The organism is Haloarchaeobius caseinilyticus (assembly GCF_051207395.1).
GTDB lineage: Archaea > Halobacteriota > Halobacteria > Halobacteriales > Natrialbaceae > Haloarchaeobius.
The window spans coordinates 455,375-477,270 of record NZ_JBPJZC010000001.1; the positions used below are offsets into that span (position 1 = coordinate 455,375).

The following is a 21,896-nucleotide window of genomic DNA, read 5'->3' on the forward strand; positions in this document are numbered from 1 at the left end:
CAGGGTGTCGATTATGTTTCTACCTGTCGTACTGTCTGCAATATGGAGACAGCACGGGAACGAACGGTCGTCGTCACAGGGTCGAATCGGGGTATCGGCCACCACGTGGCGTCGACACTGGTCGATAACGGCTATCTCGTCGCCTGTCTCGACATCGAGGGAGACAACGTCGAGCTACTGCACGACGAGACACCTGACCGTGTTCGCTACTACGAGTGTGACGTGCGAGACGACGAGGCGGTCGAGTCGGCCATCGCAGACATCGTCGACCACTGGGGCAGCATCGACATCCTCGTGAACAACGCCGCAGTGGCGACTGTCGCTTCGTTCGACGCGAAGCCAGTTGACGAATTGCAACGGGAGTCTGACGTGAACTTCTTCGGCTACTTGCGGACGATTCGTGCCGTCTTGCCCCACATGCGAACGAACGGTGGCGGCATTATCCACAACGTGAGTTCACCGACGGGACGACTCGGCCATCCGGGGCTGTCTGGCTACGCTGCGACCAAGGGTGCGGTAGATGCGTTCACGCGCTCGCTCCGACTAGAGCTCCGCGACGAGAACATCTCGTGTTCCGTGATGTATCCGCCCACGACGGAGACCCGGATGACCGCCGACTTCGCCTATCCGGCGTGGATGGTGACCGATGCAGCCACCGTCGGCCGGAAACTCGCCCGAAAGGTCGAGTCGACGGCCGCCGTCGTCACGCCAGATTTGCAGACGCGAATCGGCATCTGGTTCCTCGGTCGGTTCCCGTCGCTGTGGGCGCGCCTCTCCGGCGCGTCGGTCGACCTGCAATCGGACACGTCCGAGGAGAGCGTCGGCGGCGATACGCCGCCACCGCAGTAGTTTCCCCTCAGTACACAGCCAGCATCACCGGAGACGACACACGTCGCTACCGGACGCCGAAAAATCGTAGAAAGGGGTCCGACTTACTCTTCGTCGAGTTCGGCTTCGATGTCCTCGGCGTCGAGGTCGGCCTCTTCGAGGACCTCCTCGATGTCTTCGGCGGACGCGCCGCCTGCGCCACCGGCACCGCCCATCATGCCACCCATGCCACCCATCATGCCGCCCATGCCGCCGGAGATGGTCTCACGGACGACGATCTGGTCGACGTCGAGGTGCTGCATGAGCTGCTGTGCGACCTGCTGCTTGCCGAACATCCACTGCTGGTTCATCTGGAGCTGCGGGGTCGCCTCGATGAACAGCGTGTCCTTCTCGACCGTCTCGGTCTCGAACTCTGGCTCGGCGTCTTCGTCGTCGGACTCGACCTGGACCTCCTCTTCGACTTCGTCGGTGTCGAAGTACATGTCGAGGTCGACGTCGAAGAACATGTCCATCAGGCCCTGTGCCTTCTCCAGACGGTCGTCGACGACGCCTGCGATTTCGTAGTCGTATTCGAGGTCCTCACCCGCGAGCGGGTGGTTGAAGTCGACGCGAGCGCGGCCACCGATGATGGTGTTGATGTAGCCCTGCTCGCCGTCGATCTGGACCTGTGCACCGGGACGGCGCGAGTCCTCGGGAATCTTCTCGGCGCTGATGGTGCGGACCTGCTCGTCGTCGTACTCGCCGAAGGCTTCGACGGCGGGGATGGTGACGTGACCGGAGTCACCGACTTCCTTGCCGCGAATCTCGCTCTCGACGGCTTCGAACATGTGGCCCTGACCGAGCACGATGGTGCGCGGCTTGAACGGACGACCCTCGTCGTCGACGCCCTCTTCCTCGGCGACCTCGGGGTCTGTGGTGTCGACCAGCTGGTCGCTCTCGGCGGTTCGGGCTGTGTACTCGAGCAGGACGAAGTCTCCGTCCTGCAGTCCGGTCGTTTCTTCCTCGGTGGCCTCCTCTTCGGCGGCCTCCTCGCTCACTTCGTCCTCTTGCTCGGCCATCTCGGCCTCTTGGTCATCGGTCATACGTTATGCCTCTCACGGTCAGCATTTAAGAACCACGTTTCGGACCGAGCGAGACGGCTACGCTTTTGCCGGGGCCGGCGCGAGTGGGGAGTATGTACGAGGTCGAAGTGAAGGTCAGGGCAGCCCACGACGAAGTGCGTGAGCGATTGCGAAAACGGGGCGCAGAACCACTGAACGCGGTCGTCCAGGTCGACACGTACTACGATGCACCGCACCGAGACTTCGCCGAGACCGACGAGGCGCTTCGTATCCGCCGCGAGGCGGCCCTCGAAACCGGCGAGTTCGGCCTCGCTGACGACGACGACGAAGCGACCAGCGCCGACGCGGCGACGTTGGCCGACTCACTCGACGAGGACGCGTTCGACGCACACGTCACGTACAAAGGGCCACTCGTCGAGGACGAGTCGAAGACGCGTGAGGAGTTCGAGACGCTCGTCGCGCTGGGCGAGACGATGGACGAGATTCTGGGCCGCCTCGGGTTCGAACCGGCCGCGACGGTTAGAAAGCGCCGCGAACGGTTCGCCCTCGACGACTACACCGTGACGCTCGACACCGTCGACGGCCTCGGTGAGTTCGTCGAGTGCGAAGTCGAGACGACCGAAGAGGACGTCGAGCACGCTCGTGAAGGCGCGTTCGACGTGCTCCGGTCGCTCGGACTGGACCCGGGCGAACAGATTCTGACTTCGTACCTCGGTCTGTTGCTCGCCGATTCCTCACCGGAACAGTGATTAGTGTTCCTCTGGTCGATGCAGGTAATCGATGGCCGTCCCCATTCTGAGTCTGGCGCAGAGCCAGTACGCGCGTCGCGTGCACGAGTTTCTCGACGCGAGCGGGCTGAAACTGTCACTGATGCATCTCTACCGCCGTGATATCCCGGCAGAGGCCGACAACCTTCGCCGGGATGGGAAAACTCATCCGAACGGTGTCTCCTTCGACGTATTTAGAGCCGCAGACCTAGCACCTGAAAAGTACCCTCACTCGGGATTCGAGGCACTCGATCCGACCGACCACGTCCTCTTCGCCCGCGCGGACGACGAGGTCGTCGGGTGGACGTTCCTCACTCACGGCAAACCGGCGTACGTCCAACCGGTGGAGACCACGCTCCGATTTCGCGGTCTCTACATCTGGAACCTGTGGGTTGACCCGGAGTACCGGCAGGGCGGCATCGCGTCTGCGCTGATAAACGAAGGACTCCGGTTCGGCCGGTCGGCCCTCGACGCCGAGCGAGCCTTCGCCATCGTCTCTGTCCTCAACGGGCCGTCGAAGAGCGTGTTCGAGGGACGAGATTTCGACCCGGTGCGCAAGGCAGTGTACTGCCGAGTGGCAGACACGGAGTGGCGGAGTAGCCTGCTTCGCTCGTCCGCGTAACTAGCGACGAACGCTCACTGCTATCGTGGCTGCGACTGACTTGTCAGTGAAGTCTGTCCCCTGACATTTTATTACTGGTGTGAATATATCGGAACGTCTCGCTTTTCGCAAGTTATAGAAACAGTGGAGCAGAAGGACGGGTAATGACTGAGCGCAATATTCGCGTCGAACCCATCGACCGCCGAGCGGTCGAGGACCAGGAAGTCGAAATCGTCGAGCGAAAAGGTATCGGCCACCCGGACTCTATCTGCGATGGCATCGCCGAGTGCGTCTCGCAGGCCCTCGCGAAGACGTACATCGACCGCGTCGGCAAGGTGCTGCACTACAACACAGACGAGACACAACTCGTCGCGGGCACAGCCGCACCGGCGTTCGGCGGCGGCGAAGTCATCGAACCCATCTATCTCCTCATCGTCGGTCGTGCGACCAAGTATTACGTCGAAGAAGACGACGACGGCAACGAGGTCGAGTACCGCATTCCGACCGAAACCGTCGCCCTCGAAGCCGCCCGCGACTACCTCTCCGAGCACTTCCCCGAAATCGACTTCGGGACCGACATCGTCGTCGACGTGAAACTCGGCGAGGGCTCGGGTGACTTACAGGAGGTCTTCGGCGAGGACGGCGCGACCGTCCCGATGGCAAACGACACCTCCTTCGGCGTCGGCCACGCGCCGCTCACCGAGACGGAGACCATCGTCAAGGAAGCCGAACACCGTCTCAACGGCGAGTTCCACGACGACCATCCGGCACTCGGGCAGGACGTGAAGATCATGGGCAAGCGCGAGGGCGACGAAATCGACATCACGGTCGCCGCCGCGATGGTCGACAGCTACCTCGACGGGTTGGAAGACTACAAGCAAATCGTCGAGGAGGTCCGGGAGTTCGTCGGCGAAGTCGCCCACGAACACACCGACCGCGACGTGGAAGTCCACGTCAACACGGCCGACGACTACGAGGACGGTGCAATCTACCTGACGACGACCGGCACCTCCGCCGAGCAGGGTGACGACGGCTCCGTCGGCCGCGGTAACCGGGCCAACGGCCTCATCACGCCGAATCGCTCCATGTCGATGGAAGCGACATCCGGCAAGAACCCGGTCAACCACATCGGGAAGATTTACAACCTCCTGAGCACGCAAATCGCAGAATCGGTCGTCGCTGAGGTCGACGGCATCCGCGACATGCGTATCCGTCTCCTCTCGCAAATCGGCCGTCCCATCGACGAACCCCACGTCGCTGACGCGCACGTCGTCACGGAAGAGGGCGTCGCCCTCTCCGACATCGAAGCAGATGTGACCGAAATCGTCGACCGTGAACTGGCGAACGTCACCGACATCACCCGTCGTGTCATCGACGGTGAGCTGACGACCTTCTAACGACGCGCCGACTCACTCCGCAGAAGTCGTTCTTTCTACTACCGTCCCTATTTCGGGAAGACGAGTACTGCAACCCGATTCTCGGTGAGCGGTGCGGCCCGACAGTCGCACTCGACCTCGGTCCCGCCGTGACCGGGCAGGGACGCGGTCGTCGTCGCCGACTGGTCCGTGTCGAGAACGCGTGCGACGAGCGTTGCGACTGACTCGCCGAGAACGTCCACCGGTTCGTCACTGAGCCCGTTCCGGTGCTGCTGGACGAGAGCCAACACGCCGTCGCTCGCGTGAACGATGCGGTCGCCGTCGACGACGAGCGCGCCAGCACGGTGTGCGCCGACGACGGTGTCGATGGTCGACTGGTCGGTACCCGGGGCGTCGCTCGCGCTCAGGTCTCGACTCACACAGATGTGGCACCCGTCGTCCATGTACGTCAGCGAGAGGTCCTTGGTGAATTCAGAGCCGTCGGCACGGACGCCCACGGTCCGGCCTTGCCACGTCCCGCCGTCTCGAATCTGTGGGATGATTTCGTCACTGAACGCGGCGACGTCGCGGTCGGTCGAGAGGACCTCCCACGACTGCCCGACGAGGTCGTCGGCCGAGTAGCCGTGCATCCCCGCGTACGCTTCGTTGAGGTAGAGGTAACAGCCGTCTTCGTCGAGGAGCGCGATTCCCTCCCGTGCACTCTCGATGGCACGCATCCGCCGGTCGAGTGCCAGTTCGGTCCGGCGTTTCTCGACGAGTGTTTCGACGCGATTCGCCAACAGGGTGTACTGGTCGGGTCCGCCCTTCTGGAGGTAGTCGCTGACTCCGGCGGAGATCGCCTGGCTAGCGATTTCTTCGGAGCCTTTGCCGGTGAACAGCACGAACGGGAGCGAACCATCGCGCTCTCTGACGGCCGCGAGGAGTTCGAGGCCGTCCATCTCCGGCATGTCGTAGTCGCTGACGATACCGTCGAACGACCGTGAGTCCAGCAGTTCGAGTGCGGCCGCGCCGCCGCTGGCGGTCGTCGGCCGGATGACGTCTGACTCTCGCTCGAGGTAGGTCGCTGTGAGTCGGAGCAGTGCTTCGTCGTCGTCGACGAGGAGAACGTCAGCGAAATCGACCGTCTCGGTCGGGCCGACCAGTTCGGTCGTCCCGATGCCGTCGTCACCAACCACCCTGTCGGTCATCGATGACTGACCTTTAGTATTCATGCACCAAGACTGTTACCGCTGTTCGACGCCTGTTTACGTCTCGGTCGGATACAGACCGCTATGCACCCACCGGGGGCCGATACGGTCGTCGTTCGACACGGCGACCTCAACGTGAAGAGTACCGGCGTCCAGCGACGCATGGAGCGCCGACTCGGCGAGAACGTCGAGGCCCTGTTAGACGCTGCGGACGTACCCGGCGAGGTCGACGTGCAGTGGTCGCGAATCCTGATTCGGACGACGCCCGACGCCGTCGACGCCGCCACCGAAGCCGCCTCGCGGGCCTTCGGCGTCGTCTCGACGAGCGCCGCCCTGCCGGTCCCGTCAGAACGCGAGGCTATCGAGGACGCGCTGGCGGCGACCGCCCGCGAACACTACGATGCTGGCACCTTCGCCGTCGACGCACGCCGGGCAGACAAGTCGCTCTCGTTCGACAGCGAGGACGCCCAGCGATTCGGCGGGCAGGCCATCTGGGACGCGGTCGAAGACGACTTCCACCCCGAGGTCGACCTCGACGACCCCGACCACACGTTCGAAGTCGAGATACGCAAAGACGAGACGTTCGTCACGCTCGGCCGAACCGACGGCCCAGGCGGCCTTCCGCTCGGCACACAGGCACCGATGGTCGCACTCGTCAGCGGCGGCATCGACTCGCCCGTCGCCGCCTTCGAAGTGATGAAACGCGGGAGTCCCATCGTCCCAGTGTACGTCGATTTGGGCGACTACGGCGGCCCGGACCACGAAGCCCGCGCTGTGGGGACGGTCGCGACGCTCGCCGACTACGCGCCGAACTTCGACTTCGACGTGTGGCGCGTGCCCGGTGGCGACGTCGTCACAGACCTCGTCGACCGAATGGACTCCGGGCGCATGCTCGCGTTCCGGCGGTTCCTCTTCCTCGTCGGCGAAGCGGTCGCCCGCGAGGCCGGCGCGGCGGGCATCGTCACGGGCGAAGCACTCGGTCAGAAGTCGAGTCAGACCGCCCAGAACTTCGCCGTCACGACGCCGGTGACCCAGATTCCGGTCCACCGGCCGCTCTTCACGTGGGACAAACAGGACATCGTCCAGAAGGCCCGTGACATCGGCACCTTCCACGACTCGACTATCCCGGCCGGTTGTAACCGGATGGTCCCGAACCAGCCAGAGACGAAGGGGTCGATTCCGAGCGTCGAAGCCCGCGAACCAGACGACCTGCGCGAGCGAGCAGTTGCTGCTGTCGCCGAGGCGACGAGAATCGACCCCTGACCGACTCGCACAGGCGAAATCCACAAACCCCCCCACACCGAATGGCCGAGCAGTGACCGACGTCTGTCTCATCGGCTCGGACGACTGCCTCCTGCGGTACGAGTTGCTCTCGCGTGAGACCGCGCGTGACGCGCTCTCGACGTACCAGCTCTGGGAGCCGTTCGAGAACGCAATCGCCTGTCGGACGGTCAGCGTCGGCTCGGCCGTCTCGCTTTTGAACGACCTCGACTGGTACCTCGTCCGGTTCGTCAGCGACGAACTCGTCCGTGAACCATCCATCGCCGAGACCGAGTGGCTCTCGCGCGACCTCGCCACGAAGGTCAGAAACGACGCCGTCGCCCCCGGCGACACCGACCGCTTCTACAAGCTGTACGGTGTGGTCGAGTGCGAAGACGGCCCGCCGGATATCGTCGAACCGCTGTACGTCACCCGGACCGGCGAACAGTTGCCCGAGTACGACCTGCGCCCGGACGTGTCTGAGACCGTCCCGGTTCGCGTCTCCGAGGAGGAGTTCGGCGCATGACCGGTGGCCACGGCGTTACGCGGGTGGACGGCCGCCGGGTCCACTATCGACGCGCCGGCACCTCGGGTCCGGTCGTCGTCCTCTTGCACGGCGCGGGTGTCGACGACGCCGAACTGTCGTGGAAGCTCTGCATCGACACGCTGGCCGAAGCGGGCTATCAGGTGTACGCCCCCGACTGGCCTGGCTACGGCGACAGCGACGACTCGTCGCCGCACTCGATTCCGGGGTACGTCGACGTACTCGACGGGTTCCTCGACGCGCTGCGGCTGGACCCGGTCTCGCTCGTCGGTATCTCGATGGGTGGGGCCGCCGCGCTCGGCTACACCCTGGACCACCCCGACCGCGTCGAGCGACTCACACTCGTCGACAGTTACGGGCTCGGTCGAACCGTCCCCGCCGGGTCGCTCTGGTACACTCTCGCCCATATGCCGGGGGCGAACGCCATGGGCTGGTCGATGATGGGCATCTCTCGCGAGGCGACGGCGCTCGGGCTCATGAACATCGTCGACGACCCCTACGCGATGCCCGGAAACTTCGTCTCGGACGTTCGGTCCCGTGCCATCGAACCCGGCGCGGGGAGCGCGTTCACCGCGTTCCAGCGCAACGAAGTCGGGCCCGCTGGGGGTGTGAAGACGAACTACACCGACCGACTCGACGAACTCTCGCTGCCAGTGCTGTTGGTTCACGGGAAGGGCGACCCACTGTTCCCACTTCGCTGGTCTCGCCAGGCACACGACAAAATATCGGATTCACGACTCGTCGTCTTCGAAGATTGTGGCCACTGGACACCACGCGAGCGCCCACTCCGGTTCAACACCGTGTTGGCGGAGTTCCTCCGCGACGGGCCACGACTCGGCCACGGAGCAGAGGAACGGCTGTCGAACGTCAGCGTCGACGTATCGACCACCGAGAACGATTCCGAAGAGTCGATGACTGACTGACTGACTGACTGCACGGCTGAACAGTCGGTATCGGCCCGACTGCGCACCCCCGAAGGCGTATCGAATTAGTTTTCTAACAGGACGTGGTTCGTCCTGTCGATGCAGTTCGAGGAGCGCGAGCGAATCTACGGCCAGCCGGGGTACTACTGGGGGCGAGAGCAGAACGACTTCGCCGAGCGAACGCTGGCGGCCGTCGACGACGACCCCGAATCGATGAAGTTGGTCGATATCGGTGCGGGCGAGGGTCGTGACGCCGTCTTCTTCGCCGAGTCTGGCTTCGACGTGTTCGCCACGGACGTGTCGCCGACCGGTCTCGAAAAGGCAGAGCGACTGGCCGAGGAGCGAGGCGTCTCGCTCCGAACAGTCGAAGCCGACGCGAACCACCTGTTCGTCCCGTGGACCGTCGACGTGATGTACTCCATCGGGGCGCTTCAGTACGTCCGCCCCGAGAACCGCGAGGCACAGTTCGACCATTTCAAGTCTCAGACGAACCCCGGTGGTGTCCACGCACTGTTCACCTTCGTCGACCATCCCAAGATTCCGACGCCGCCGGACTGGACCGAGAACGAGTACTTCTACGAGCGCGGCGAACTCGCCGGCTACTACGAGGACTGGGACGTCATCGAGGCGAAGGGAATGGTGTTCCGCGACGAGTCGGGGAACGAACCGCACAGACACGCTGCGGAGCAGTTACTGCTCAAAAAACCGGAATAGCTGGTTCGCACACTCGTTCTCCCGCTTGCTCGCTCTTTCTCAGTCGAACATTCCGAGCGACATGTAGCGCTCACCGGAGTCCCAGAACACCGTGACGACGAGCGGACAGTCGTCGTAGTCACCGCCGTCGGCACGAGTGCCGTCTTCCGACTCTGTCGACTCCTCGATGTCTTCGGGGCCGGGTGGGCACTCCGCGGCCGGATTCGCGATTCGTTCCGCGACGCGCTTGGCCACGACGCTCGTCGCGCCCGAAGACTGGCCGACGAGGATGCCTTCTTCGCGGGCGAGTCGCCGTGCCTCCGCCTCGGCGTCGGGGAGTTTGACCGTCTCTACGTCGTCGATGAGCGAGGTGTCGAGGTTGTCGCTGATGAACCCCGGCCCCATGCCCTGGAAGTCGTCGTCACCGGGTTCACACTCGGTGAGGACGGCGTTTGAGGCCGGTTCGACCGCGACTGCGGTCATGTCGGGGAACTCCTCTTTGAGCCGTTTCACGTTCCCAGAGAAGGTGCCGCCGGTCCCGACGCCAGCGACGAAGGCGTCGATCTCGCGGCCGTCGACCTGTTCCAGAATCTCTTCGGCGGTCGTCCGATAGTGGGCACGGGGGTTCGCCGCGTTCTCGAACTGGCGCAACTGGAGCGCACCAGTCTCTTCCTCGATTTCGTCGGCGCGCTCGCGGGCGACCGTCATGTCGCCCTCGACGAGTTCGATGTCGGCCCCGTACGCGGCCATAATCTGGCGACGCTCGACCGACATGTCGTCGGGCATCACGATGGTCACGTCGTAGCCGCGCGCTGCGCCGACCATCGAGATGCCGATGCCGGTGTTGCCGCTGGTCGGTTCGACGATGGCGTCGCCGGGTTCGAGTTCGCCCGCGCGCTCGGCCGCGAGCACCATCTCGCGGGCCGGCCGGTCTTTGGCCGAGCCGCCGGGGTTGAACGACTCGACTTTCGCGGCGACCGTCGCGCCGGGAGGTGACGATACCTGGACGAGGGGGGACCCGATGGCGTCCAGAATGCTCCGTTTCATACACCGGGATTACTCGCCCACGGATAAACCAGTCTGGGTCTCCGGCAAGCGGTCCGGGTCAGCTGACACGTCGCGCGGGCGCAGGCTTGGCGAGACACACCCGGAGGAAGTCGCTGTACAGCGAAACCGCGTCCGGGACGCCAGCGAGACTGACGACCGGATTCACGTCGACGACCACCCACTCGTCGGCCTCGGTACGGACGACGTCGAGTTCGAAGACTCGGAGGTCGAGCACGTCGCGGACACGCTCTACGAGTCCAGCGACCGCATCGTCGAGACGTGTCGGTGTCCACCCGCTGCCACCGTCGCTACGGGCCCCGTCCGTGCGACAGACCTCGTCACGGACAGCACGCGACTCGTCACCGAGGACGTGGACTTTGACCGACTCGCTGTGCGGGACGTACGACTCGACGAACTGGTGTCCGGTGTACGCCAGCGGGCCAGTTCCGACGAACTCGTGGTCGTGACTGCCAGGGACGCCCTCGGAACGAGACTTGACCAGCACCGGCGGGTCGAGCGAACAGGCCGTCGCGGGGCCGTATTCGACCTTCGGAACCGGGACGCTCGCCGCGAACAATACGCTGTGTCGGTCGACGCGGTCGCTTGCCAGCCGGACCGCACTTGGCGGATTCACCGTGGGAACGCCGTGTGTCGCCGCCAGTTCGAGCGTTGCAAGTGATTCGGGCCGTCGCTTCGCCACGTGGAGCAAGTCGAGGTCCATCGTCTGCACGTCGGTGTGCACTCGCTCGGGGTCGAGCCAGACCACGTCGGCGTGCGTGGACAGCGACGCGAACGCCCGCCGCTTTCGCTCGTTCCCCCGCTCGCGCCAGTAGGTCACACCGAGGCGGGGCCGGTTGGTCGACAAAACTTCTCTAGGTAGGCGGCGAGCCGTGTTAAGGAATCCCACGGCAGCGTTATACTTCGTGGGGCCAATCCTCATTCGACCGATGAGCGCCGACGACGGCGAATCCGGGGTCGCTCGCGCGAATCCCGGCTTCGTCGCTGCAACGGACACCGACTGGCTCGGTGGGGACGGTGATGGCCCCACCGGGTTCGCACGCATGGCCGACTTCGAGGACGTTCCCCTCCGGGCCGACGGCCCGGCGCTCCTCGCCCGGTTCGCCGAACCGACTGCCGACCAGCCGACTCGCATCGGCGTCGTTTCAGACGTGCACCTCTCGACACGCGAGTCGGGAACGTGGAAGGCCTTCCACCGCACCGAATCACTGCTTACCCGCGCTATCGCCGACCTGAACGATCACGACTTGGACGGAGTCGTGTTCACGGGCGACCTGACCGAGAACGGCGCGACCGACGACTTCGAACTCGTGAGCGACTGTCTGGCCGCGCTGGACCACCCGTTCGTCGCGGTGCCGGGCAATCACGACGCGCCGAAGTCCTTCGACGACCATCCAGCCCCGCCCATGTCGTGTTTCGAACGCGAGTACACGCCCGACGGGGCGGGCTTCCCGTTCCACACCCGATTCGGTGATGTGGATGTCCTCGGACTCAACACCGCACACGACCCCGATGGCTCGCTCGCGAACACCCACGAGGGCTGGGTGTCGCCCGACCAGCGCGACTGGCTCGCCGAGACGATGTCCGACACCGACGCGCCGCTCGTCGTCGGCCACCACAACCTACCCGGCCTGCTCTCGGCGACAGACGGCCAGTCGTGGCGCGGGTCGTTCCCGATGCGCGACGCGCACGGGTTCGGCGACTCGCTCGCCCGCGCTGACGTTCCACTCTACCTCTCCGGCCATCTGCACGTTCCTGCCGTCGCCGAAACCGCTGGCGTGCGAGAACTCGTCGCACCGGCGCTCTGTTCGTTCCCACAAGCCTACCTCGTCCTCGACGTCGACCCCGCAGGCACGAGCGTCTGGCACGTCCCCATCGCCACCCACGAAGACGCCGAAGAGGCGCTCGCCCTTGCACACGACTACTCGGAGCGAAGTCGGATGGTCGCGGGTATCGTCCGTCGCCAGACCGACGCCTATCCGCTCGTCGACGAACTCGACGCGACTGGTGTGCCGACGCCGCCGGTGTCGGCCGAGTGCGACTGATTCTCTCCTCGAAATCGTTCGCCGACTGTTGGCTGGCGTGCAACCGCTGGGTCCCAGACGCAACCGTACTGGACGGAATCGACGCCCTGGGCTGGGTCCGCCGGCCATCGCGGTCGCTCGCCCTCGCACCTGCTCGGCCGTTTTCCCCGCTCGCAACGATACCGGTAGCGTGTCGCTTATGCCGGAAACCGACGAATCAAGGAGTATGGAACTAGAGACGATGCGACCCACGCCGACGTGGGACGAGGCGTCCTACGAGGACACCGTCGACGTGTGGGCCGCGCTGGCCGACCGAATCGTGGTGAAGGTCTGGGGCGGCGACTGGTGCAAGGACTGTCGCTCGCAACTGCCCGACTTCGGCGCGGCGCTGGAAGCCGCCGAAGTCCCCGAGGACCGAATCGAGCACTACCCAGTCGAACGCGAAGACGGCGAGAAAGTCGGCCCCGGCGTCGAGGAGTACGGCATCGAGTACATTCCGACGGTCGTCGTCGAAGACGCGGAATCTGGCGACGAACTGGCCCGCTTCGTCGAGGAGGAGGACCGACCCATCGCGGTGTGGCTGGCCGAGGAACTGGAACAGTACGTCTGAGACGGTCTGGCGCGCTTTCGCGTCGCTCAGCGCACAGTTTTTCTCTCCTGCCAGCGAACTATCTCTATGATCGAACTACTGGTAACGCTCTTCGTCGCCCTCGTCCTCATCGGGGTGGTCGTCGTCGGGGCGGCGGCACTCGGACTCGTCTCTCTCGGCGAGTTCTTCCGCGGGCGAACCGAGGGTGCGGCCGACCCCAGCGACCTGAAAGACCTCGACGAGTTCGACGACACGGCGAACTGAGTCTGTGTCTTCTCTCGGATTCTACTCGTTTTCTGTCCCGACCAGCCAGTCGAGCGCCTCCCGTACGTCGTGCGTCGGTGGCGAACAGGAGAAGTACCGACAGGCGTAGATGGTCGGTTCGCCGTCGGTCGCGTCGCGGTCGGCCCACACCGGCGGTGCGGTCACGAGGTCCACATCGGCCAACCATCGCTCCAGTTCGCCCGCGGTCGGCGGTCGCTGGGCCAACACCCGCGTCGGCAGGTACGTCTCGCCGATGGCCTCGCGCCACGACTCGGGTAGTTCCTCGGCGGCGACGGTCAACTCGGTGTCACCGGCCGTCCAGCGGTCGCCAGCCAGCGCGAGCGAGGCGTACTCCAGCGGACTCGACTCGATGCGGTCGCCGTGGGTCTTGAGCACAGCTTCGACGATTCCTTCGAAGTCTGCGTCTACGAAGTGGTCCAGCGACAGAAGCGCGTCGAGTGCGACCCCGAGCGACGACGGCGTCGACTGGTCACGCAGTTCCTGCGGCCGCGCGACGAGTTCCTCGCCGTCGGCCGGCGTGTAGTAGATGGTGCCCGCCTCCTCGTCCCAGAAGTCGCGTTCGATTGTCCGTGCGAGGTCGAGTGCGAACGCGAGGTGGTCGTGGTCCCCAGTCGCCTGGTACAGGTCGAACGCGCCACGCGCGAGGAACGCGTAGTCTTCGAGGAATGCGTCTCCTTTCACGTCGCCGTCGGCGAAGCGACGCGAAAGCTGTCCCGAATCCGCGTCCCAGAGGTGTTCGCGGACGAACGCGAGCGCCTGCTCGGCCGGTTCGGCGTAGTCCGAATCGAGGACGATGGCGGCCTCGGCGAAGGCCGAGAGTGCGAGGCCGTTCCAGCCCGCGATGACCTTCTCGTCGCGCCGGGGGCGCGGTCGGTCTTCGCGTGCCTCGAACAGGGTCTCGCGGGCGTCGTCGAGGCGGGACTCCACTTCTCCCTCGTCGAGGTCGTACTCTTCGGCGAGGTCCGAGAGACTCGCCTCGATGGTGAGGACGGTCTGGTCGTCCTCGAAGTTCCCCTGTTCGGTGACGCCGTAGCGGTCACAGAACAGGTTCGCGTCTTTCTCCTCGCCCAGCACCTCGTGAACCTGCTCGGGCGTCCAGACGTAGAACACGCCTTCTTCCTGCTCGCCGTCTTCGGTCGCCGACTGCGCGTCGAGCGTGCTGAAGAAGCCGCCGTCGGGATGCTGGAGTTCGCGCGTGAGGAAGTCGAACGTCTCCTCACAGACCTCTCGATACCGCTCCTCGCCCGTCACCTGATAGCCAGCGAGGAAGATTCTGGGCAACTCCGCGTTGTCGTACAGCATCTTCTCGAAGTGCGGAACCGTCCAGTCGCGGTCGGTACAGTAGCGGTGGAAGCCGCCGCCGAGGTGGTCGTACAGGCCACCGTCAGCCATCGCGTCGAGCGTCTCCTCGACGACGCCGATGTAGTTGTCCCGGCCGACCCGGTCGTAGGCCCGCAAGAGGACGTGCAGTCGGGCCTCCTGCGGGAACTTCGGTCCCTGATTGCCGAAGCCGCCGTACTCGCGGTCAGCCGTGCGGAGGATAGCGTTCGCTGAATCGGTCAACAGGTCGTCGCCCGGGGCGTCTTCGCCCGGCGACTCGACGTTTTCGAGTCGGTCAGTGGCGATGCGCGCCCACTGGTCCGCACGATTCTCCATCTCTTTGCGCTGCTCCGGGTCGTTCCACGACTCGACGACGTTCTCCAGCAGGGTCAGAAAGCCGGGCATGTTCCGCTTCGACTCTCGCGGGAAGTAGGTGCCAATGTAGAACGGTTTGCCCTCGGGCGTGAGCCAGACCGAGAGTGGCCAGCCACCGCGGCCGGTGACCGCCTGTCCGACGGTCTGGTAGATGGAGTCGAGGTCTGGCCGCTCCTCGCGGTCGACCTTGACGGGGACGAAGTGTTCGTTGAGGACCTCGGCGACCTCGTCGTCCTCGAAACTCTCGTCCTCCATGACGTGACACCAGTGACACGCCGAGTAGCCGACGGAGAGGAAGATGGGCTTTGCCTCTTCGCGGGCTTTCGCGAGGGCCGCGTCGTCCCACGGCTGCCAGTTGACCGGGTTGTCCGCGTGCTGTCGGAGGTAGGGTGACGCCTCCTCGTCGAGTCGGTTCCGCGCGGTGGGGTCGCTCATAGCCGCCCTTTGGCTCGACAACGGGTAAAAGCGTGCGACTCCGGCGGGCGGTTCGCCTTCTCTCCCGGAAGGGTCGTCCGAGGGAAGCAGCGGCAGGCCCCTCGACAAGCTGAAATATTATTTTCACCATTCTGAAGACATATTCGACTGGATGGTGTACTGTCCCCATGAAGCGACGAGCGTTCCTCGGGACGGCCGCATCGGCAGTCGGCGCGGCGCTCCTCTCCGGCTGTCTGGCCGAGAACCAGGATGTGGGCGGCGCAGATGACCTCTCCGACACCGCGACGACGACGCCAACCCCGACAGCGACCTCGGCGCCGGGTTCGACGGCAGACGCACCCGGTACGACGACCGACCGGGGAGACGACACGACGACCGACTACTATCCGACCGACGAACCGAACCCCGACCACTCGGTCTACGTCGATAACTACCACGACGAGACGCACACGCTGTCGGTGACCGTCACGCGGGAGTCCGGAGACGTCGTCCACGACGCGACCCACGAGTTCGAACCGGGCGCGAGCACCGAGATATACAACCTGCGGCAAGCGTCTCCCGACGGCATCGAATCGTTCACCATCGAGGTGACGATGGGCGACCAGCAGACGTCGGTCACTATCGAAACGAGTGCGTGTTACGGGTCCGCCCTCATCTCCATCACCGAGGACGGCGACCTCGACTCGACGTACTCCATCTGCTGACGAAGTCGTCGATAGCTGCCCGGCTGTCGGACCCCAGCCGGTAGCCATATCCGTGTATATTTCGCTGGTTCGGAACAGCAACCTTTACACTCCCATGCGTACCGCTATCGCGTATGTCCGAAACCGTCCTGCTCGTCGGTGGCGGCGGCCGCGAGCACGCTATGGCCCGCGCGCTCGCCGACTCGCCGGAGAGCGACGAGTTCGACCTGTACGCCTGCGCAGGCAACCGGAATCCCGGAATCGCCCGCCTCGCCGAAGGCTTCGAGATACTGGACACCAGTGACACCGAAGCCGTCGTCGACTACGCCGAAGAAATCGGGGCGACGCTCGCCGTCATCGGTCCCGAAAAGCCGCTCGCCGAAGGTGTCGTCGACGCCCTCGAAGACGCCGGCGTGTACGCCTTCGGCCCGAAGCAGGCCGACGCCCAAATCGAGGTCGACAAATCGTTCCAGCGGGATTTCATGGCCGAGAACGACGTGCCCGGCTGTCCCGACTACGCGGTCTTCGACGACATGGACGAAGCCTGTGCATACATCGACGAGTACGACGGCGACCTGGCAGTGAAGCCCGCCGGGCTGACCGGCGGCAAAGGCGTCCGCGTCACTGGCGACCAGATTACCAAAGAAGAGGCGAAGGAGTACCTACAGGCGGAAGAGTACGACCGCGTCGTCCTCGAAGAACGCCTCGTCGGCGAGGAGTTCACCGTGCAGGCGTTCGTCGCCAACGGCGACGTGCTCATCATGCCCGCCGTGCAGGACCACAAGCGCGCCTACGAGGGCGACGAAGGCCCGAACACGGGCGGCATGGGCAGCTACACCGACGCCAGCTTCCAGCTCCCGTTCATGACCGAGATGGACTCCTTCGAGGCGATGGAGGTCATCAAGGCCACCGTCGATGCCCTCGACGACTACCGCGGCATCCTCTACGGCCAGTTCATGCTGACGGCCGACGGCGTGAAAGTGGTCGAGTTCAACGCCCGCTTCGGTGACCCCGAAGCGATGAACGTCATGCCCATCCTCGAAACGGACTTCTTCGAGGTGCTCACGGCCGCGCGCGACGGCGACCGACTGCCCGAACTCGACTTCGCCGAGCAGGCCACCGTCTGTAAGTACGCCGTCCCGGCAGGCTACCCGACGGACCCGCAAGCCGGAACCAAGGTGAAAGTCGACGAGGACTCCGCAGGTGACGCCTTGCTCTACTACGCCTCAGTCGACGAGCGTGACGACGGTATCTACACGACGACCTCGCGAGCGTTCGCCGTCGTCGGTGTCGCGGACACCATCGCCGACGCGGAAGAAATCGCCGAGGACGCACTCGCCGTCGCTGGCGAAGACGGACTCCACATCCGCCACGACATCGGCAAAGCCGACCTCGTGCAGCGCCGCATCGACCACATGGCGGACCTGCGCGACGAGTAACGGAAAAGCGTCGAACCGGCTTGGTGTCAGGTCGGCTTCGAGTCAGGCCGGTTTGACCGACCCACGTCGGTCGAACGCGGCTCTGACCGCCCGACTTAGCTGTAATTTTTCCACTTCTTCACTGACGTCGACGTCGACCAGTTCCTCCGGCACCTCATCGCCCTGTTGCAAGACGTTCACCGTGTAGAGGTACGAGAGTCGGAGTAGCCAGCGGGCGTGTTCGAAGTCGCCGGGCTCGACGATATCGTAGGTCGTCCATCCAGAGGACGTGAGCAGGTGGTGTTGGTTCGTCAGTCCCTCGGCCACGAGTTGGTCCCGGAGCGCTCTGAGGTACGGGATATCGAGCATCCCCGACCCGTGGACGTGGCCGATTTCTCGTGACCCGACGAGGAAGGCCGTTCCGCCGTAGCGGTGTTCCTCCTCCCGAACACCCGGCCACGACCCGACTTCGGTGACGAGCGAGTCAACGACCTCTCGGACGAGTCTTTCGTCACGGACCATGCGAGAGCTAGGGGCCACGGCGAGATGAGGACACCGCCGGGCCACGCGCGGATTTCGCCGGCGACACACCGACTGGACCGGCGCCTTCATACCGAGTGCCTCCCAATCCGTGCCCGATGGACGACGAGTCGCGCCACGACCGCGTGGTGAGCCACCCGACGACCGGCCCGCTCAATTCGCTCCAACACTGGCCCGACTACAAGTCGCCGGTGCGGGTCGCGTTCAACTACGTCCTCGTCTGGCTCATCCGTATCTCGCCGTCGCTGAAACTGAAGAACTGGGCGCTCCGTCGCCTCGGCGTCACGGTCGGCGAGGGCGTCTCGTGGGGACTCGAAGCCACGCCCGACGTGTTCTGGCCGGAGAACATCACCCTCGGTGACCACGTCATCATCGGCTACGATTCGACGCTGCTCTGCCACGAGTTCTTACAGGACGAGTACCGGACCGGCGAAGTCGTCGTCGGTGACCGGGCGATGATCGGTGCAGGCGCTATCGTCCTCCCCGGCGTCGAAATCGGCGACGGTGCGCAGGTCGCTGCGAACTCACTCGTCACGCAGGACGTGCCTGCAGGCGAGACGGTCGCAGGTGTCCCTGCGAGACCGATGAGTGAGTGGGCGCTGCACGACTCGGACGACTAACCGGTCGAGTCAGTCGAGTCATCCGACGAGAAACCCCAGACAGAAAGTCAGTCGCGGACGCGGACGACGCCCGACTCCAGCACCTGATTGTTCGGGACGACGTACTCCTTGCCCTCCGACTCGAACTGCGTGACGAACAGGTCCATCTCCTGGACCACACCCGCCTTCTCGTCGACCTCGATGCGGTCACCGATGCCGTAGGGCTGTTTGAGCAGCAGGTAGACGCCCGCCGCGCTCGCCCGGAGGAAATCCCGGAACGCCAGCCCACCGAGGAAGATGACCGCGAACAGGTACGCCGCGAGCAGGACGATGAGCGCCAGCACGTTCACGCCGACCTGACTGAGGGCGACGAGGAACGTGATGTAGATGACGCTCAATTTGACCATCCGCGGGAGCAGGTTCACCTCCGGGAGCTTGATACCGCGGAGTCGTTCGCTCGTCAGCAGTTCGGCCTTGTCGGCGATGACGAACCCGACGATGAGCACCAGCGCGGCGACGAACAGCCCCGGAATGAAGCGGACGACGCTCAGCCAGAACTGGTCGGTCCTGACGAGGTTGGCGACGTGGACCGCCGCCAGCAGCGCGATGCCGTAGATGAACCACGAACTCAGCCGCGCGACGATTTCGACCGTCGTCGTGCCGAGACTGCGCGCACTCGACTCGAACGGCGTCCCCTCGACCATCTCGGGGACACCGACCGCAGTGAGCAATCGCTCGTTCAACTTCCCGACGAGCAAGCCGGCGACGATGCCGACGAGGATGACGACCGTCGCCAGCACGATCGGCTCGTTCAACAACGCTGCCGGGTCGAAACTGCCCCCGGAACTCGGGTCCTGCGCCGTCTCGGTACCGGGAAGCGTACTCGTTCCGTCCTGTGCCAAGACGACACCGTCGGCAAGTACACCGCGTACCCCCGACATTGTCAGTAGTCCTCCGGGTCGATTTCCAGCAGCAGTTCGCCGCTCTTGAACGCCCGAACCAGGCCGTCGGACTCGGACAGCACGATTGCCGTCGCGTTCGTGTCCCGCGTGACCGCCCCGGCCGCCATGTGGCGTGCGCCGAGACCTTTCGGGATGTCGACGCCCTCGGCCGAGGGTTCGAGGTAGCGGTACGCACTGACGATTTTCCCCGAATCGGAGATGACGAACGCGCCGTCGAGTCGCGAGAACTCTTTGAGCATCACGTTCACGATGGGGTCACCCACGTGGACGTGGCTCTTCTCGAACGGGTTGTACGAGAGCGGCCGAGACTTGTTCATCACTTTCCCGGCGTCGCCGACGACGAAGAGCGCGCCCACCGGCTTGCCCTTCTGTCCCTTCTTGCCCAGTTCGACCGCGAGTTCCAGCACGTTCTTGATGACGGCCGGTTCCGCCCGCGAGTTCGAGAACAGGTCGTACACGCCGGACTGTTTCGAGGCGTCGGCGCGCACGCGCGACACCGTGTCGATTCCACTGTCGAAGACGCTCGTCGCACAGAGCAACACGTCACCATCGTCGATGAGTCCCGCGTCGAGTGCGCCCTCCAGCCCGAAGCGCACCCGCTCTGCGACGTTCTCGAACTCTAACGGGAGTTCGACGAACTTCGCGGCCCCCACCGTGTTCTCCGTCCCGATGACCACGACGTCCGGCTCCTCCATGGAGGCGAAGCGCTCGTGGTACGAGCCACTCGGGGAGAACAGAATGATAGCGTCGACGTCTGCGAGTATTTCGCCGAACAGCTCGCCCAGATTCGCCATTGCGCTGTACGACTCACCGGGGGTGAAAAAGGTTTGTGGGGTCGGCAGCCTACGTCGCCGTCGCGTTTGCGCCATCCTGCCAGATGACACTGTTGGTCGGGACGTGCACGATGAGAATTTCAACACGCTCACCGGCGTCTAACCCCGGTAACTCCACGGCCAGTCGCTCGGCCGCCTCCAGTTCGCCGTCAGCATCTCCACCCGAGACGAGTTCACCCATCGTCGTCGCGTTCGCGACCATGCTCGCATTGCCTTCCAGATTCGCTGCGTCGAGTCCACCAGTCGTCGACGGCAACGATACGAGTCTGACCTGCCCGCCCGCACCCTCGCTCCGGATGACGACCTCTAAGTTCGCCATCTCCAGCGTTTCGCCACCGTTCGTCGTGACCGCCAGCACGTCGTCGCTCGCCGACACCGGCTCCAGCGTCGCGTGCATCTGCGGTGACGGTTTGCGCTGTTCGTCCGTAAACTGCAACGCATAGACACTCGTCGTAACCGCAATCAGCAACACCACCGCGATGAGGAGCACCGTGCTCACCACCGACGACACACCCCGTTCCTTCTTCATGACCGGAACCATGACATTCGCCTATTTGTGTCTGCTGGCCGTCCAGAGGATTTTACATCGTTCGCACAGAAAAATACGTGACAATCGAAACTAGATTGCGAATTTAAATAATATTTCACAGAAATATCGAGGCGAGCGACAGCCATCGAGAGTGAACGACGACGGTTCGTCGTCGTCACGGTGGTCGCCTCAGAGGTAGGACGCGTCGTACTCCTTGCCGGGTTTGTGCGTGTTGCCGCAGTTGGTACACTGGATGCGGTCCATGCTGTCCATCGAGACGTCGGTGACGCCGCAGTTCGCGCAGTAGTAGCCGTGTTCGTCGGTCCGGGCCGCGTCTCCGTACGTCTGGAGGAAGTAGCCCTCGGACCCGGCAAGCGGGTCGTCGCCGAGGTACTCCGTCCCGTCCTCCCCGTCGACTTCGTCCGGCAGGTCGGTGTCGACCGCTTCGGCCGACTCCCGGTCCATCTCGTCGGTAGAGCCACGGTCTATCTCGTCGGTCGACTCGCCGGCCTCGGCCGCCTCGGCTTCGTCGGTGTAGACGTACTCGACCAGCGTTCGGCCGGCTATCTCGGTCTGGCGCTCCGCCACCTGTGCCAGTGCGAACCGCTCGAAGAACGTCCCAGCGGACGTACTCGAAGCCAGCGTGACCGCCCGGAGACCACTTCCCCTCTCGTCGAGTTCCGAACGCGCCCGCTCGAACAGTGCCGTCCCGACTCCTCTTCCTCGCCGCTCGGGGTCGACGTGGAGCCATCGGACTTCCGCCCCCGCAGTGAGTTCGACGAACCCCGCGACCACGTCGTCGACCTCGGCCACGAACAGTTCGCGCTCAGCTCCCGCAATCTGCTCGCGAATCTTCTCCGCGGCGAACTCGGCTTCGACGAGCGCGTCGATGTCGTCGGGGCTCATCGCGTACGACGCGGTCATCGAGGACTCGGCGATTTCCTGAATTCGCTCGCTCTCGGACCCGTCGGCCAGCCGGACTGCTGGTTCTGAATCCAT

At 64.6% G+C, this 21,896-nt stretch carries 24 protein-coding genes; 14 read left to right on the plus strand and 10 right to left on the minus strand.

What is annotated here, in order from left to right; genetic code table 11:
* Nucleotides 1-42: 42 nt before the first annotated feature.
* The gene (locus ACSC1P_RS02530) at nt 43-849 is read left to right on the plus strand and encodes an SDR family NAD(P)-dependent oxidoreductase (RefSeq protein WP_435358557.1); all 807 of its coding nucleotides are present in this window, start codon (nt 43-45) and stop codon (nt 847-849) included.
* Nucleotides 850-932: 83 nt separating this feature from the next.
* Here the strand turns inward: ACSC1P_RS02530 and ACSC1P_RS02535 are convergent, their stop codons facing one another.
* Entirely contained in the window at nt 933-1,910 is a 978-nt protein-coding gene (locus ACSC1P_RS02535) for an FKBP-type peptidyl-prolyl cis-trans isomerase (protein WP_435358558.1), read from the minus strand.
* Nucleotides 1,911-2,002: 92 nt separating this feature from the next.
* Between ACSC1P_RS02535 and cyaB the strand changes: the two genes are divergently transcribed.
* The 3 genes from cyaB to ACSC1P_RS02550 all read left to right on the plus strand — a co-directional run bounded on the left by cyaB (nt 2,003) and on the right by ACSC1P_RS02550 (nt 4,654).
* A complete protein-coding gene (gene cyaB, locus ACSC1P_RS02540) occupies nt 2,003-2,638 on the plus strand; it encodes a class IV adenylate cyclase (RefSeq protein WP_435358559.1) in 636 nt (211 codons plus the stop codon).
* A 31-nt stretch (nt 2,639-2,669) separates the two neighbouring features.
* A complete protein-coding gene (locus ACSC1P_RS02545; protein WP_435358560.1) occupies nt 2,670-3,278 on the plus strand; it encodes a GNAT family N-acetyltransferase in 609 nt (202 codons plus the stop codon).
* A gap of 143 nt (nt 3,279-3,421) precedes the next feature.
* Nucleotides 3,422-4,654 (plus strand): methionine adenosyltransferase, encoded by a 1,233-nt coding sequence (locus tag ACSC1P_RS02550; RefSeq protein ID WP_435358561.1) that lies wholly within the window; start codon nt 3,422-3,424, stop codon nt 4,652-4,654.
* Nucleotides 4,655-4,701: 47 nt separating this feature from the next.
* On the opposite strand, the gene ACSC1P_RS02555 is transcribed toward ACSC1P_RS02550, so the two are convergent.
* Complete coding sequence (locus ACSC1P_RS02555) at nt 4,702-5,820, minus strand: PAS domain-containing protein (RefSeq protein ID WP_435358562.1); 1,119 nt, start codon at nt 5,818-5,820, stop codon at nt 4,702-4,704.
* An 84-nt stretch (nt 5,821-5,904) separates the two neighbouring features.
* Between ACSC1P_RS02555 and ACSC1P_RS02560 the strand changes: the two genes are divergently transcribed.
* From ACSC1P_RS02560 to ACSC1P_RS02575, 4 genes are all read left to right on the plus strand, one after another.
* Nucleotides 5,905-7,083 (plus strand): tRNA sulfurtransferase, encoded by a 1,179-nt coding sequence (locus tag ACSC1P_RS02560; RefSeq protein WP_435358563.1) that lies wholly within the window; start codon nt 5,905-5,907, stop codon nt 7,081-7,083.
* Between the two features lie 52 nt (nt 7,084-7,135).
* A complete protein-coding gene (locus tag ACSC1P_RS02565; RefSeq protein ID WP_435358564.1) occupies nt 7,136-7,606 on the plus strand; it encodes a DUF5804 family protein in 471 nt (156 codons plus the stop codon).
* On the plus strand, nt 7,603-8,547 hold the full coding sequence (locus ACSC1P_RS02570; RefSeq protein WP_435358565.1) for an alpha/beta fold hydrolase: 945 nt from the start codon (nt 7,603-7,605) through the stop codon (nt 8,545-8,547). Before ACSC1P_RS02565 ends, ACSC1P_RS02570 begins: the two co-directional genes overlap by 4 nt.
* A gap of 99 nt (nt 8,548-8,646) precedes the next feature.
* On the plus strand, nt 8,647-9,261 hold the full coding sequence (locus tag ACSC1P_RS02575) for an SAM-dependent methyltransferase (protein WP_435358566.1): 615 nt from the start codon (nt 8,647-8,649) through the stop codon (nt 9,259-9,261).
* Between the two features lie 39 nt (nt 9,262-9,300).
* Here the strand turns inward: ACSC1P_RS02575 and ACSC1P_RS02580 are convergent, their stop codons facing one another.
* Together ACSC1P_RS02580 and ACSC1P_RS02585 are read right to left on the minus strand one after the other, a co-directional pair.
* The gene (locus ACSC1P_RS02580; RefSeq protein ID WP_435358567.1) at nt 9,301-10,287 is read right to left on the minus strand and encodes a PLP-dependent cysteine synthase family protein; all 987 of its coding nucleotides are present in this window, start codon (nt 10,285-10,287) and stop codon (nt 9,301-9,303) included.
* A gap of 58 nt (nt 10,288-10,345) precedes the next feature.
* The gene (locus ACSC1P_RS02585; protein WP_435358568.1) at nt 10,346-11,125 is read right to left on the minus strand and encodes an ATP-grasp domain-containing protein; all 780 of its coding nucleotides are present in this window, start codon (nt 11,123-11,125) and stop codon (nt 10,346-10,348) included.
* Nucleotides 11,126-11,234: 109 nt separating this feature from the next.
* Here ACSC1P_RS02585 and ACSC1P_RS02590 point away from each other — a divergent pair, with 109 nt between their 5' ends.
* From ACSC1P_RS02590 to ACSC1P_RS02600, 3 genes are all read left to right on the plus strand, one after another.
* Complete coding sequence (locus tag ACSC1P_RS02590) at nt 11,235-12,350, plus strand: metallophosphoesterase family protein (protein ID WP_435358569.1); 1,116 nt, start codon at nt 11,235-11,237, stop codon at nt 12,348-12,350.
* Nucleotides 12,351-12,555: 205 nt separating this feature from the next.
* Entirely contained in the window at nt 12,556-12,939 is a 384-nt protein-coding gene (locus tag ACSC1P_RS02595) for a TlpA family protein disulfide reductase (protein WP_435358570.1), read from the plus strand.
* Between the two features lie 66 nt (nt 12,940-13,005).
* On the plus strand, nt 13,006-13,182 hold the full coding sequence (locus ACSC1P_RS02600; RefSeq protein WP_435358571.1) for a hypothetical protein: 177 nt from the start codon (nt 13,006-13,008) through the stop codon (nt 13,180-13,182).
* A 21-nt stretch (nt 13,183-13,203) separates the two neighbouring features.
* On the opposite strand, the gene ACSC1P_RS02605 is transcribed toward ACSC1P_RS02600, so the two are convergent.
* Nucleotides 13,204-15,333, minus strand: coding sequence for a thioredoxin domain-containing protein (locus ACSC1P_RS02605; protein WP_435358572.1), 2,130 nt, complete (start codon nt 15,331-15,333; stop codon nt 13,204-13,206).
* A 167-nt stretch (nt 15,334-15,500) separates the two neighbouring features.
* Here ACSC1P_RS02605 and ACSC1P_RS02610 point away from each other — a divergent pair, with 167 nt between their 5' ends.
* Together ACSC1P_RS02610 and purD are read left to right on the plus strand one after the other, a co-directional pair.
* Nucleotides 15,501-16,037, plus strand: a complete 537-nt coding sequence (locus ACSC1P_RS02610) for a hypothetical protein (RefSeq protein WP_435358573.1) — start codon at nt 15,501-15,503, stop codon at nt 16,035-16,037.
* Between the two features lie 113 nt (nt 16,038-16,150).
* Entirely contained in the window at nt 16,151-17,455 is a 1,305-nt protein-coding gene (purD, locus tag ACSC1P_RS02615; RefSeq protein WP_435358574.1) for a phosphoribosylamine--glycine ligase, read from the plus strand.
* A gap of 42 nt (nt 17,456-17,497) precedes the next feature.
* Here the strand turns inward: purD and ACSC1P_RS02620 are convergent, their stop codons facing one another.
* Complete coding sequence (locus ACSC1P_RS02620; RefSeq protein WP_435358575.1) at nt 17,498-17,956, minus strand: luciferase domain-containing protein; 459 nt, start codon at nt 17,954-17,956, stop codon at nt 17,498-17,500.
* Nucleotides 17,957-18,072: 116 nt separating this feature from the next.
* Here ACSC1P_RS02620 and ACSC1P_RS02625 point away from each other — a divergent pair, with 116 nt between their 5' ends.
* Nucleotides 18,073-18,594, plus strand: a complete 522-nt coding sequence (locus ACSC1P_RS02625) for an acyltransferase (protein ID WP_435358576.1) — start codon at nt 18,073-18,075, stop codon at nt 18,592-18,594.
* Nucleotides 18,595-18,641: 47 nt separating this feature from the next.
* Here ACSC1P_RS02625 and ACSC1P_RS02630 read toward each other — a convergent pair whose 3' ends face one another.
* From ACSC1P_RS02630 to ACSC1P_RS02645, 4 genes are all read right to left on the minus strand, one after another.
* Nucleotides 18,642-19,514 (minus strand): mechanosensitive ion channel family protein, encoded by an 873-nt coding sequence (locus ACSC1P_RS02630; RefSeq protein ID WP_435358577.1) that lies wholly within the window; start codon nt 19,512-19,514, stop codon nt 18,642-18,644.
* 2 nt (nt 19,515-19,516) lie between these two features.
* Nucleotides 19,517-20,329, minus strand: coding sequence for a diadenylate cyclase DacZ (gene dacZ, locus ACSC1P_RS02635; RefSeq protein ID WP_435358578.1), 813 nt, complete (start codon nt 20,327-20,329; stop codon nt 19,517-19,519).
* A gap of 49 nt (nt 20,330-20,378) precedes the next feature.
* A complete protein-coding gene (locus tag ACSC1P_RS02640; RefSeq protein WP_435358579.1) occupies nt 20,379-20,897 on the minus strand; it encodes an archaellin/type IV pilin N-terminal domain-containing protein in 519 nt (172 codons plus the stop codon).
* Between the two features lie 189 nt (nt 20,898-21,086).
* Nucleotides 21,087-21,896: a GNAT family N-acetyltransferase gene (locus ACSC1P_RS02645; protein WP_435358580.1), complete on the minus strand. Its 810-nt coding sequence runs from the start codon at nt 21,894-21,896 to the stop codon at nt 21,087-21,089.

Bases quoted from the DNA above. Each gene is read 5' to 3' on its own strand.
- purD (WP_435358574.1), top strand. From the start codon at position 16,151: ATGTCCGAAACCGTCCTGCTCGTCGGTGGCGGCGGCCGCGAGCACGCT.
- ACSC1P_RS02610 (WP_435358573.1), top strand. From the start codon at position 15,501: ATGAAGCGACGAGCGTTCCTCGGGACGGCCGCATCGGCAGTCGGCGCG.
- ACSC1P_RS02580 (WP_435358567.1), bottom strand. From the start codon at position 10,287: ATGAAACGGAGCATTCTGGACGCCATCGGGTCCCCCCTCGTCCAGGTA.
- ACSC1P_RS02620 (WP_435358575.1), bottom strand. From the start codon at position 17,956: ATGGTCCGTGACGAAAGACTCGTCCGAGAGGTCGTTGACTCGCTCGTC.
- ACSC1P_RS02535 (WP_435358558.1), bottom strand. From the start codon at position 1,910: ATGACCGATGACCAAGAGGCCGAGATGGCCGAGCAAGAGGACGAAGTG.
- ACSC1P_RS02530 (WP_435358557.1), top strand. From the start codon at position 43: ATGGAGACAGCACGGGAACGAACGGTCGTCGTCACAGGGTCGAATCGG.
- ACSC1P_RS02600 (WP_435358571.1), top strand. From the start codon at position 13,006: ATGATCGAACTACTGGTAACGCTCTTCGTCGCCCTCGTCCTCATCGGG.
- ACSC1P_RS02630 (WP_435358577.1), bottom strand. From the start codon at position 19,514: ATGTCGGGGGTACGCGGTGTACTTGCCGACGGTGTCGTCTTGGCACAG.
- ACSC1P_RS02575 (WP_435358566.1), top strand. From the start codon at position 8,647: ATGCAGTTCGAGGAGCGCGAGCGAATCTACGGCCAGCCGGGGTACTAC.
- dacZ (WP_435358578.1), bottom strand. From the start codon at position 20,329: ATGGCGAATCTGGGCGAGCTGTTCGGCGAAATACTCGCAGACGTCGAC.
- ACSC1P_RS02595 (WP_435358570.1), top strand. From the start codon at position 12,556: ATGGAACTAGAGACGATGCGACCCACGCCGACGTGGGACGAGGCGTCC.
- ACSC1P_RS02545 (WP_435358560.1), top strand. From the start codon at position 2,670: ATGGCCGTCCCCATTCTGAGTCTGGCGCAGAGCCAGTACGCGCGTCGC.
- ACSC1P_RS02590 (WP_435358569.1), top strand. From the start codon at position 11,235: ATGAGCGCCGACGACGGCGAATCCGGGGTCGCTCGCGCGAATCCCGGC.
- ACSC1P_RS02640 (WP_435358579.1), bottom strand. From the start codon at position 20,897: ATGAAGAAGGAACGGGGTGTGTCGTCGGTGGTGAGCACGGTGCTCCTC.
- ACSC1P_RS02560 (WP_435358563.1), top strand. From the start codon at position 5,905: ATGCACCCACCGGGGGCCGATACGGTCGTCGTTCGACACGGCGACCTC.
- ACSC1P_RS02625 (WP_435358576.1), top strand. From the start codon at position 18,073: ATGGACGACGAGTCGCGCCACGACCGCGTGGTGAGCCACCCGACGACC.
- ACSC1P_RS02555 (WP_435358562.1), bottom strand. From the start codon at position 5,820: ATGACCGACAGGGTGGTTGGTGACGACGGCATCGGGACGACCGAACTG.
- ACSC1P_RS02570 (WP_435358565.1), top strand. From the start codon at position 7,603: ATGACCGGTGGCCACGGCGTTACGCGGGTGGACGGCCGCCGGGTCCAC.
- cyaB (WP_435358559.1), top strand. From the start codon at position 2,003: ATGTACGAGGTCGAAGTGAAGGTCAGGGCAGCCCACGACGAAGTGCGT.
- ACSC1P_RS02605 (WP_435358572.1), bottom strand. From the start codon at position 15,333: ATGAGCGACCCCACCGCGCGGAACCGACTCGACGAGGAGGCGTCACCC.
- ACSC1P_RS02645 (WP_435358580.1), bottom strand. From the start codon at position 21,896: ATGGATTCAGAACCAGCAGTCCGGCTGGCCGACGGGTCCGAGAGCGAG.
- ACSC1P_RS02550 (WP_435358561.1), top strand. From the start codon at position 3,422: ATGACTGAGCGCAATATTCGCGTCGAACCCATCGACCGCCGAGCGGTC.